The sequence below is a fragment of the Candidatus Aminicenantes bacterium genome (genome assembly GCA_026393795.1).
GTDB lineage: Bacteria > Acidobacteriota > Aminicenantia > UBA2199 > UBA2199 > UBA2199.
The window spans coordinates 1-11,768 of sequence record JAPKZL010000061.1; the positions used below are offsets into that span (position 1 = coordinate 1).

At 61.4% G+C, this 11,768-nt stretch carries 11 protein-coding genes; all 11 read left to right on the forward strand.

The window, feature by feature from the left end; all coding sequences use genetic code 11:
• On the forward strand, window positions 1–447 hold a 447-nt coding region (locus NTW95_02760; protein ID MCX6556342.1), incomplete at its 5' end, for a hypothetical protein.
• 25 nt (window positions 448–472) lie between these two features.
• A complete protein-coding gene (locus NTW95_02765) occupies window positions 473–877 on the forward strand; it encodes a hypothetical protein (protein MCX6556343.1) in 405 nt (134 codons plus the stop codon).
• Between the two features lie 57 nt (window positions 878–934).
• A complete protein-coding gene (mgtA, locus tag NTW95_02770; GenBank protein MCX6556344.1) occupies window positions 935–3,541 on the forward strand; it encodes a magnesium-translocating P-type ATPase in 2,607 nt (868 codons plus the stop codon).
• 147 nt (window positions 3,542–3,688) lie between these two features.
• On the forward strand, window positions 3,689–4,162 hold the full coding sequence (locus NTW95_02775) for a Fur family transcriptional regulator (GenBank protein ID MCX6556345.1): 474 nt from the start codon (window positions 3,689–3,691) through the stop codon (window positions 4,160–4,162).
• Window positions 4,159–5,622: a catalase gene (locus tag NTW95_02780; GenBank protein MCX6556346.1), complete on the forward strand. Its 1,464-nt coding sequence runs from the start codon at window positions 4,159–4,161 to the stop codon at window positions 5,620–5,622. Before NTW95_02775 ends, NTW95_02780 begins: the two co-directional genes overlap by 4 nt.
• 122 nt (window positions 5,623–5,744) lie before the next feature.
• Window positions 5,745–6,194, forward strand: a complete 450-nt coding sequence (locus NTW95_02785) for a hypothetical protein (GenBank protein MCX6556347.1) — start codon at window positions 5,745–5,747, stop codon at window positions 6,192–6,194.
• A 54-nt stretch (window positions 6,195–6,248) separates the two neighbouring features.
• A complete protein-coding gene (locus NTW95_02790; protein ID MCX6556348.1) occupies window positions 6,249–7,157 on the forward strand; it encodes a PDZ domain-containing protein in 909 nt (302 codons plus the stop codon).
• An 84-nt stretch (window positions 7,158–7,241) separates the two neighbouring features.
• Window positions 7,242–8,921, forward strand: a complete 1,680-nt coding sequence (locus NTW95_02795) for a carbon starvation protein A (GenBank protein MCX6556349.1) — start codon at window positions 7,242–7,244, stop codon at window positions 8,919–8,921.
• Window positions 8,918–9,763: a diguanylate cyclase gene (locus tag NTW95_02800; GenBank protein ID MCX6556350.1), complete on the forward strand. Its 846-nt coding sequence runs from the start codon at window positions 8,918–8,920 to the stop codon at window positions 9,761–9,763. The genes NTW95_02795 and NTW95_02800 overlap by 4 nt, the downstream gene beginning before the upstream one ends.
• Window positions 9,764–9,808: 45 nt before the next feature.
• Entirely contained in the window at window positions 9,809–10,459 is a 651-nt protein-coding gene (locus tag NTW95_02805) for a hypothetical protein (GenBank protein ID MCX6556351.1), read from the forward strand.
• Between the two features lie 128 nt (window positions 10,460–10,587).
• Window positions 10,588–11,768 (forward strand): AAA family ATPase (locus tag NTW95_02810; protein MCX6556352.1); only part of this gene is annotated, 1,181 nt, incomplete at its 3' end.

Below are 11,768 nucleotides of genomic sequence, written 5' to 3' on the forward strand. Positions count from 1 at the left end.
CAGAGCTACCAGGCGGTCAAGGTGATCCGCGACCTGGGCATCCCCATCGGCAACCAGAGCGTCCTGCTCAAAGGGGTCAACGACGACACCGACGTGATGCGCGACCTGGTGCACGGCCTCGGCCGCATGGGCATCAAGCCCTATTACCTTTATTACGCCGACTTCGTCGAAGGGACCGGCCATTTCCGCACCGAGATCTATAAGGGCCGGGAGATCTGCCGCGACCTGTGCGGGGCCACCACCGGCTTCCTGCGGCCGACCTATGTGGTCGATGCCCTGGGCGGCCGGGGCAAGACGCCGGTCGACCTCGGCTACTCGGAGGGGATCAGCGAGGACCGCAAGGGCGGAGTGATCACCTCGCCGATTGGGCTGGGCAAGGTTTATGTGAACGATCCGATCGAAAAGGTGGAAGGGAAGCCGAGCCGGCACAACCCGAACCGGAAGTAAGGAAGCGGGGAACAAGGGAGGGAAGATGGAAAAAAAAGTGGGGCTGTGGATCGACCATAAGCAGGCGATCATCGTGGCGGTTACGGGCAAAGGGGAAGAAACGGGGCTGATCATTTCCAAGGCGAAAAAACAGGGCCGGGATTCCGGTGGTTCACAGGGTAGGGGCTACCGTGAACCCCAGCCGGTAACCGCGGATGATATCCGCCAGAGAGTTTTTTCGGAGCATCTCAACATCTATTACGATGCGGTCATTGCGGCCATCGGGAACGCGGAAGCGATTTTGATATTCGGTCCCGGCGAAGCGAAGGGTGAGCTGAAAAAACGCCTGGAAAGGGATCACCTGGGCGGGCGCATCGCGGCGCTCGAAACGGTCGACAAGATGACCGATCGCCAGATCGCGGCCAAGGTCCGCAAGCACTTCGGCAAGTGACGTTCAGCGAACGGATCGGCTCATGGCGCCGATGAGGGCCGAGTGAATGAACCCCGGATGAACCATAAGAAATATTCCCACTTCTTTTCCCGCGCCCGGCCGCAAACAGGGAAACCGGGATATCTGGCGGTGCCTGAGGCGTATTGGAGCCTCACGGCCGGGCAACTGCTGGCGGCGCTGCACGGCAGCAGCAACGGCCTCAAGCAAGGGGACGCCAGGAACCGCCTCAGGCAAACCGGGCTGAACACGCTGAAAGCGCGGCAACGGGCTTCGGCGTTGGGATTGCTCCTGAACCAGTTCAAAAGCCCGCTCGTGCTCATCCTGATCTTCGCCGCCATTGTTTCCGCCTTCGTCAGGGAATGGACCGACGCCGTCATCGTGCTGGCCGTGGTGATCGGCAGCACCCTGCTCGGCTTTATGCAGGAATACCGGGCCGGCAACGCCGTCGAGAGGCTGCGCTCGAAAGTCACCATCAAATCGAGCATTCTGCGCGATGGCCAGCCGAAAGTTTTGCCCTCCGAGCACGTGGTGCCGGGCGACGTGGTGCTGCTTTCGGCGGGGAGCCTGGTCCCGGCCGACGGTGTCGTGCTGGAGGCCAATGACTTTTTCGTCAACCAGGCCGTGCTGACCGGCGAATCCTTCCCGGTGGAGAAAAAGGCGGGGATCGTCCCGGCCAAGGCCGGTCTGGCCGAGCGCAGCAACTGTGTCTTTATGGGCACCAGCGCTGGCAGCGGCACGGCGCGGGTGCTGATCGTGCAGACCGGCAAAGCCACGATTTTCGGCCACATCGCCGACCGGTTGCGCCTGCGTCCGGAGGCAACCGAATTCGAGCGCGGCATCCAGCGTTTCGGCTACCTGCTGACGCAAGTCATGCTGGTGATGGTGGTCATTGTCCTGGCCGTCAACATTTTCCTGGCCAAGCCGCCTATCGACTCGCTGCTCTTCGCGCTCGCCCTGGCGGTCGGGCTGGCGCCCGAGCTCCTTCCGGCCATCATCAGCATCACGCTTGCGCACGGCGCCCAGCGCATGGCCAAGCGCGGCGTCATCGTCCGCCGCTTGAACGCGATCGAGAATTTCGGCAGCATGGACGTGCTGTGCACCGACAAAACCGGCACCCTCACCGAGGGGGTCGTCCGGCTCGACGATGCGCTCGACCCCGAAGGCCGCTCCTCCTCGGCGGTCCTGCGCCAGGCCTATCTCAACGCCTTTTTCCAGACCGGGCTGAGCAATCCGCTCGATGCGGCCATTGTCGCCTATGCCCGGAAGGCCGGTCTGGACATCGGCGGCGAGCAAAAAGTGGACGAGATCCCCTACGACTTCGTGCGCAAACGCTTAAGCGTGGTCACGGCCAAGGGCCAAGGCGAACGCACGTTGATAAGCAAGGGCGCGCTGAAGAACATCCTGAGCGTTTGCAGCCACGTGCAGGCCGGAAAGGAAATCGACCCGCTGGACGATCGCAGGCGGGCCGGGATCGAACGGAGGTACAGCGACTGGAGCAGCAAAGGCTACCGCGTGCTGGGCGTAGCAACGAAACCGGCGGACGAACGCTCGGGGGCGTACGAGCATGAGGATGAAAATGGTCTCACCTTTACCGGCTTTCTGCTTTTCTTTGATCCGCCCAAAGCCGATGTGCGGAAGACCATCATCGACCTCGTGACCCGCGGCGTACAACTCAAGATCATTACCGGCGACAACGACAAGGTGGCCCGGCACGTCGCCGAGGCGGTGAACCTGCCGGCCGGCGACGTGCTGACCGGAAGCGATCTCAACGGCATGCGTGACGAGGCGCTCTGGCACGCCGCCGAACGCACGACCATTTTCGCCGAAGTGGATCCCAATCAGAAGGAGCGCATCATCCTGGCGCTGCGCAAGACCGGGCACGTGGTCGGCTATATGGGCGACGGCATCAACGACGCGCCGGCCTTGCACGCCGCCGACGTGGGCATCTCGGTGGACACGGCGGTGGACGTGGCCAAGGAGGCCGCCGACTTCGTGCTGCTCAAACAGGACCTGGGCATCCTGCGCGAGGGGGTCGACGAGGGGCGCAAGACCTTCGCCAACACGCTCAAGTACATCCTGACGACCATCAGCGCCAACTTCGGCAACATGTTCAGCATGGCCGGAGCCTCGCTGTTGCTGCCCTTTCTGCCGCTGCTGGCGCCGCAGATTTTGCTCAACAACTTCCTGTCCGACATTCCCGGTACCGCCATCGCCGGCGACAACGTCGACCCGGAATGGGTGGCGAAGCCGCGGCGCTGGAATACCGCCTTCATCCGCGACTACATGGTGCTCTTCGGCCTGGTCAGTTCGCTCTTCGATTTCCTGGCCTTCGCGATTTTGCTGTTTCTGTTCCGGGCCGGGCCGAGCGAGTTCCGCACCGGCTGGTTCATCGAGTCGCTGCTGACCGAGCTGGTCATCGCCCTCGTCGTGCGCACGCGCCACCTGTTTTTCCGCAGCCGTCCGGGCACGCTCCTGCTGGCAAGCACGCTGGCCATGGTCGGGCTCACGCTGATGCTGCCTTATCTGCCCTTCCACTCCCTGTTCGGCTTCGTGCCGCTGCCCGCACCGCTGCTGCTGGCCATGATCGGGCTGACGACGCTCTATGTGGCGGTCACGGAGGCAGCCAAGAAGTATTTCTATTCGCGATTGAAAAACACCGCCTGATGACGAGTCTGAAGCGAGTTCAAGAGCATGGAGAACAGCTACGGGCGAAAAAAATAATTCCCGCCAACGCTCTTGACATTTGAAATGACCCCGGTCATAATTAATAATAATTATTAATTACGAATAATTATCATGAAAGAAATTTCAATGGAACGCCAAAACGCAATGGCCAAGAAGCTGAAGGCGGCCGGTTTAAAATTGACCCCGCAGCGCCTGGCCATCGTCCGCGTCCTGGCGGCGAGCGCGGAGCATCCGAGCGTGGATGACCTATGCGCGCGGCTGCGAAAGGACTTCCCCGGGATCAGTCCGGCAACGGTGTACCGCAACGTCACGCTGATCAAGTCGCTGGGAGAGGTGTTTGAGATTGCCTTCGCCGGGAGCGGCAGCCGTTATGATGGCCGGAAACCCTATCCACACCCCCACATCGTCTGCCTCGAATGCGGCAGGATTATCGATCCTAAACTGAACAGCCTGCGCGACATGACCCGGGAGGTTACCGACGGGAGCGGTTTTGAGATCCTGACCTACCGCTTGGACTTCTTTGGGCGCTGCCCGGCCTGCTGCAAGTCGAAACCTGCCGTTTTAAAAAAAGCAAGATCCATTAAAAGGAGGAAAATATGAAAAAGAACCAAAAACTGACCACGCGCACCGGCGCCCCCGTCGTTGACAACCAGAACACCATGACCGCCGGGCCGCGCGGCCCGGTGCTGCTCCAGGACGTCTGGTACCTTGAGAAGCTCGCCCACTTCGACCGCGAGGTGATTCCCGAGCGGCGCATGCACGCCAAGGGATCCGGGGCCTTCGGCACCTTCACCGTCACCCACGACATCAGCCGTTACACCAAGGCCAATATATTCTCGACGGTGGGCAAAAAGACCGACCTGTTCGTCCGCTTCTCCACTGGGGCCGGCGAGCGCGGCGCCGCCGACGCCGAGCGCGATATCCGCGGCTTCGCCATGAAGTTCTACACCGAGGAGGGCAACTGGGACCTGGTAGGCAACAACACGCCGGTCTTCTTCATGCGCGACCCGCTGAAATTCCCCGACCTCAACCACGCCGTGAACAGGGACCCGCGCACCAACCTGCGCAGCGCCCTCAACAACTGGGACTTCTGGAGCTCGCTGCCCGAGGCGCTGCACCAGGTGACCATCGTCATGAGCGACCGCGGCATCCCCGCCTCCTACCGCTACATGCACGGCTTCGGCAGCCACACCTTCAGCTTCATCAACGCCAAGAACGAGCGCTGCTGGGTGAAATTCCACTTCAGGACCCAGCAGGGCATCAAGAACCTGAGCAATGAGGAGTCCCAGGCGCTCATCGGCATGGACCGGGAAAGCCACCAGCGCGATTTGTTCGAAAGCATCGAAAAAAAGGACTTCCCGCGCTGGACCTTGTATGTGCAGATCATGCCCGAGAAGGACGCGGCCACCTACAAGTTCCACCCCTTCGACCTCACCAAGGTCTGGCTTAAAAAGGATTATCCTTTGATCGAGGTCGGCGTCCTCGAGCTGAACCGCAACCCGGAAAACTATTTTGCCGACGTGGAGCAGGCGGCCTTCAACCCGGCCAATGTGGTTCCGGGCATCGGCTTTTCGCCCGACAAGATGCTCCAAGGCCGGCTCTTTTCCTACGGCGACGCCCAGCGCTACCGCCTCGGCGTCAACCACCAGCAGATCCCGGTTAACGCGCCGCGCTGTCCCTACCACAGCTTTCACCGCGACGGCTCCATGCGCGTCGACGGCAACTACGGCAGCACCCTGGGCTATGAGCCCAACAGCTTCGGCGAGTGGCGGCAGCAGCCCGAGTTCGCCGAGCCGCCGCTGGCCCTGGCCGGCGCCGCTGACCACTGGGATTTCCGCAAGGATGACGACGATTACTACACCCAGCCCGGCATGCTCTTCCGGCTGATGAGACCGGAAAAGCAGGCGCTGCTTTTCGCCAACACCGCCGCCGACATCGCCAATGCTTCACGCGAGATCAAAATCCGTCATATCGGCAACTGCCTGAAGGCTGATCCGGCGTATGGCGCTGGGGTGGCCAAGGCCATCGGCATCCCGCTTGGCGAGGTGGCCAAGAAATAGGTTGGCGGTCCGCGACGGACCGCGGTCCTTGCTGGTAATTTTGCACGTGCCGTGCTATATGGTTGGCATGCATTTCTGAAATATTCTGTAAATCCTTCATTTGCGAAAAATAAGGAAACAAAATGAAAGAAATGGTGAAGCACCAGATCCAGGCGCTGGTTGATCTTGAAACCAAAGGCTGGGACACGAAGAACCCCGACCTCTTCCTGTCGCTGATCCACCCCGACATGGCCTGGCCCTGGCCGCCGACGGCCGTTGCCCACGATCCCGTCGACTGGGTGTTCGTCCTCGGCCGCTTCGAGCGCGGGCGCTGGCGCCAGAACTGGCAGAATCTCTTCGACAGCCACGACCTGGTCCGAAACCGGCGCCGCACGGTGCGCATCGAGGTCTCGGCCGAGCTCGACGCCGCGTTTGCCGTGGTCGACATCGACACGCTGTGGCGCCACAAGGAGACCGGGGCGGACAACCACTGGCTGGGCCGCGTCTGCAAGATCTATACGAAGATGGCCAGCGGCGAATGGAAGATGATCTTCCAGACCGGAGCATTGGACTTCTCCAAGCTCTCCGGCTGACGTATAATAGTGCCAAACCCATTGTCGCGCCGATCGCACACGCAGGAGGTACAAATGGCGGTATGGCTTTCACGTAAGCGGCTGGCGGTCTTTTGCGGACTGTGCTCTTGGCTGGTGGCCAACATCGCCCTGGCCCAAGTGACGGAACCGGCTTCCTGGCCGATGCCCGGCAAGGGCCTCTGGATGTGGGTCGAAGCCAAGACCGACTTAAGCCCCGAGCAGGTCGACGCGGCGTTCAAAAAGGCGGTCGATGGCGGAATGGTCTTTCTCGATCCCGCATTCAGCGCGACCGTGTTTTTTGCCGGCAAGATCCGCCTGACCGAGGGCAAGGGCGCGGCCAGGCGAAAGTACGGGGACCAACCCACGAAAGCCGATGATATCCGGATCGAGGCCGAATGGCGCACCGGCTACCTGGGTCAATACCGCGGATCGTCCTACCGCTTCATCGCCCTGGATGCGGTGCGCAGCATGGACCTGCACTATTGGCCCGACCTGAAGGGGAGCTATTCCGATGTGCCCGGCGGCGAAAATTGGAATGTCAACCTGTACGCCGGAGCGCTGTATAACTTTTTTTTCAGGAGCGAGGATGCGGCCCGCACCTTCATCCATGCCGTCGCCTCCGCCCTCCGGCAGCGTGAATTGGGCATAAAATTTTCCCGGTTCGGGCTGATGTGGGAGAATGTTACTCCCGCCCAGGCGGCCGAGCTGGAGAGGCCGGGCGGCGCCGGCGTTTTGGTCACGATGGTGGCGATCAACGGACCGGCCGACCGGGCCGGCATCCGGCCGCTGGACGTGGTCCTGGAAATGGACGGCGCCCAGGTGACAAACGTCTCCCATTTTTCCCTGCTGCTGGATGGGAAGGCCCCGGGAGCAAAGGCTTCGCTGCTCATGCTGCGGCGCCTCAAGCCCCCGCCGGAAGAGAGCGAATGGAAATCCCTGACCATGGAGATCGAGGCCCGGTAGTCGCAGACCTGACGGCCCTTGCCGGTTCGCCGCCGCAGTGATAAACTACGACATGGCAAATCATTATTTCCCGCGGGGGCGGCGGTGATCGCCCTGATCGTTCTCGGGTCGGCGGCTGTGCTCGCCGCAGCCTATCTTGTCTACGGCCGTTTCCTGGCAAGCCGCCTGCAGCTGGACGACTCCAAGCCCACGCCGGCGGTGACGGTAAACGACGGCCAGGATTATGTTCCCGCCTCCGCCGGGCTTCTGCTCGGGCAGCATTTTTCGGCCATCTCCGCCGCCGGGCCGATCGTCGGGCCGGTTTTGGCCGGGATCTGGTTCGGCTGGCTGCCGGCGCTGATGTGGATCATCCTCGGCTCCATCTTCATCGGCGGCGTTCACGATTTTTCCAGCCTGATCGCCTCGGTGCGCCATGGCGGGGCATCGATCGGTGAGATCGTGCGCCGCAACCTTTCGCCGACCGCCTACCGGCTTTTCCTGGCTTTCGTCTGGCTGTGCCTGGTGTACGTCATCGCCGCTTTCACCGACATCACCGCCCAGACCTTCCGCGCCATGGGCGGCAGCGGCGAACCCTTCGGTGCCGGCGTGGCCGCCTCCTCGCTCTTCTATATCCTGGCGGCTATGGCCATGGGCATCCTCCTCTATCGCTGGCGCTGGAAAGTGGGCAAAGCGACCCTGGTTTTCCTGCCCCTGGTCATGCTGATTATCTGGCTGGGGCCGCACCTGCCGGCCTCTTGGCTCCATCTCATCGCCTCGGTCCCGGTCAAGGGCTGGGACGTCGTCCTCCTGGGCTACTGCTTCTTCGCCGCCATCATCCCGGTCTGGCTGCTGCTGCAGCCGCGCGGCTACCTGGGCGGCTGGTTGCTCTATCTGGTCATTGCCGCCGGGCTGGGCGGGGCCCTGTTCGGCCGCATCCCCTTGGCCTACCCGGCGCTCAACCTCCATGGCCTGGCCAGCGTGCTGAACGGCAAGCCGCTGCTGCCGCTGTTGTTCATCACCATTGCCTGCGGCGCCTGCTCGGGCTTCCACGGCATCGTCGCTTCCGGCACTACGTCCAAGCAGCTGGCGCGCGAACGCGACGCGCGGCCTGTCGGCTACGGTGCGATGCTGCTCGAGGCGCTGGTGGCGGTGCTGGCCCTGGCCACGGTCATGGCCCTGGCGCCGGGCTCGCCGGCGCTGAAAGAAGATCCCAACCTGATCTATGCCCGCGGCATCGCCCGCTACCTGGGGCTGGCCGGGATCGATCCCGCCCTTGCCCTATCGTTCGCGCTGCTGGCTTTTTCGACCTTCGTCTACGACACCCTCGACGTCTGCACGCGCCTGGCGCGCTACATCCTGCAGGAGTTCACCGGGTTGAAGGGGAGAGCCGGCGGCTGGCTGGCGACCGCCGCGACCCTGGTCCTGCCGCTGCTCTTCCTGCTCTCGACCAAGGAAAAGGGCTACCTGGTGGCCTGGCCGATCTTCGGCTCCAGCAACCAGCTGCTGGCGGCGCTGACCCTGCTGGCCCTGGCCGTGTGGCTGAAGCACAGCGGCCGCCGCATCGGCTTTGTCATTATCCCGCTGGCGGTCATGCTGGTCATGAGCATGTGGTCGCTGGTCCTGCTGGTGAAGCCATTCTTGTCGGGCAGCACGGGTTTCGACAACCTGCTGTCGGCTGTCTTGGGCCTGATATTGCTCGTGTTGAGCCTGTTCCTGCTGGCCGAAACGGCGCGCGTCCTGAACCGGCGGCGCGCGGAGCCCGTTGCTCGCGATCAGAAGCGATGAAATTTCGAACCAACCTGGCGAAGCGAAGTAAATCCTTTTGGGCCATAGCTGGCTTTGTCCTCATCGGCGGAGTCGGCATCCTTGACTTCTTGACGGGTTATGAGCTTGCATTTTCACTGTTTTATCTGATCCCCGTTTCCATCGTGGCCTGGTACGCCGGCCAGCGCCTCGGAATCGTGGCCGCGGTGCTGAGCGCCTTCGTATGGCTCGTGGCGGACGTGCTGGCGGGAAGTTTATATTCAAGTCCCTTCATTTACACGTGGAACACCTTCATCCGCTTCAGTTTTTTTGTCATCACCGTATTTCTCCTGGCCAATTTAAGAAAGGCGCTGGACAGTGAAAAGGAATTGGCCCGAACCGACTACCTGACCGGGGTGGTCAATTCACGTTTCTTCTATGATTTGGTGCAGATAGAAAACGACCGTCTGCAAAGGCACGAGCGCCCCTTTACCATTGCCTATATCGATCTGGACAACTTCAAATCCTTGAACGACCAATTCGGACATTCGGTGGGCGACCGGGTCCTCCACACCGTGGCGAATTCCGCCAAGAGGAGTTTGCGAAAAACCGACGTGGTGGCGCGGCTTGGCGGTGATGAATTCGTGTTGTTGCTGCCCGAAACCGACGAAAAATCGGCCCGCGTGGTGCTGGCCAAGATTCACACCTGCCTGTTGAAGGAAATGCGGCAGAGCCATTGGCCGATCACGTTCAGCATCGGCGTGTTGACCTGCCATGCCGCCCCACCGACTCCCGATTACTTGGTGCGCATGGCCGATGAACTGATGTATACGGTAAAGCATGAAGGCAAGGATGCGATCCGCTACTCCGTTTATACGGGCTAGCGCCAACGTGCATCCGGCTTCCCCCAAAGCCCCCTCAGGAGGAACATGAACAGCGATCTGACAAGAGAATCACATGCATCATTGGCCAGGCCGCGCTGCAAGTATTCCATGGCGGCAAAATTATTTTTCCTGTCCATGGACCTGATCGCCGGGAAACGAACGACCCTGGCCAAGGCCAAGCTCATCGAAATGCTGGCCAGCGTGCCCTATCGCGCCTGGGAATTCCGCCTCTATGCGCGACTGACAAGTTGTTATCGCGATCAAGACGCTGTCAAAAAAGCACGCGAAATTATTGTCTGGAGCCGCGCCGCCCAGGATAACGAATATTGGCACCTGCGGGTGCTCCATGAAAAGATGAAGGAGGAGCGCTGCCGCGACCCCTGGTATTTGTCAGCCCCCTTCGTTTTCTTCAGCATCGGCTTCTACACCATGTTTTCGCGGCTGCTGGCCCGGGTCAGCCTGCGCCGGGCATTTCTTTTCAACGCCGAGTTCGAGGACCATGCCGAGCACGTTTACGCGCGCTTCGTCGAGGAGCACCCCGAATGGGAACAACAGCCGCTGCGCAACGGCCTGGTCAAGGAATACGCTGACCTGGCGAACTGGGCCGACGTCTTCAGGCGCATCGGGCTCGATGAGCGCGAGCACATGAATCGCAGCTTCGTTTTCGGCGGCCAACCCCAGCGCGTCGCCGGATAAAGCCGGGACAACGCCCGGCCGCTGCCGCGCCGGAAAACCCTCCGCCGCCTCGGCAGAGGGGAAATTTACAAACGGCCGGAGTTGTGATATCGTGATAGCGGCCGGCAGGGTTCGGCCCGGACGGAGTCATGAACATCTATCTGAAAAAACTCGAACTGCACGGCTTCAAATCATTTCCCGAGAAGACTATCGTTCAATTCCACCGCGGCATCACGGCGGTGATCGGCCCCAACGGCTGCGGCAAGAGCAACCTGGTCGACGCCCTGCTCTGGGTCCTGGGCGAGCAGCGCATCAAGAACCTGCGCGGCGAGAACAACGAGGACCTGATCTTCACGGGCAGCGCCTCGAAAAAGCCCCTGGGCATGACCGAGGTCGGGGCCTATTTCGCCAACCATGACAGCGAAACCTACATCGCCCGGCGCTTCTTCCGCAGCGGCGAGGGCAAATACATCCTGAACGAAAAATTCTGCCGCAACAAGGACGTCCAGGACACGCTGTTCGACCTGGGCATCGGCGAGCGCAACTACTTCATCTTCGAACAGGGCAGCGTCGAGAAGATGATCAACCTCAAGCCCAGCGAACGGCGCATCCTGATCGAAGAGGCGGCGGGCATCGCCCAGTACCTGGAGAGGAAAAAGGAGACCGCCGGCAAGCTGATCATCGCCCAGCAGAACCTCGACAGCCTGGAGCTGGTGCTGCAGGAAAAGAGCAACCGCCTGCGCGAGCTGAAGAACCAGGTCCATTTCGCCCGCCGCTACCGCGAGATCAAGAATTCGCGCAACGACCTGCTCAAGGCTCTGCTGCAGAAGAAATACCAGGCGTTCAGAGGCGATTTCGACCTGCAGGGCGGCAAGATTGTCGAGTTCATGAACGGCGAGTCGGCGCTGGTCAAGGAGATCGGCGATTTTGACCATGGGCTGCTCGAGCTCGAGGGCAAGCGCTGGAACCTGGACCAGAGCCTGAAGAGCAACCAGCAGTTCATCTTCGACCACAACAACAAGCTCCTGGAAGGCAGCAAAGAGGTCGAAAAGACCCAGCAGCGCCAGGAATTCATCAAGCAGAAGATGGCGGAACTGGAACAATTCATCGCCGAAAGCGAAGCCGAGATCAAGGAGATCGAAAAACAGGAAAAGGCCCTCGCCGCCGAGCTCGACGGCTTCGACCGTGAGCTGGCCGGGCAGTCGGGCTCCGACCGCGAGCTGGCCCAGGCCCTGGAAACGATCAGGAAAGCCAGCGCCGCCCGCAACATCGAGGACGGCCACCTGAAAAAGGCGATGTTCAACCTGCAGGTGGAGATCTCGCGCAACCG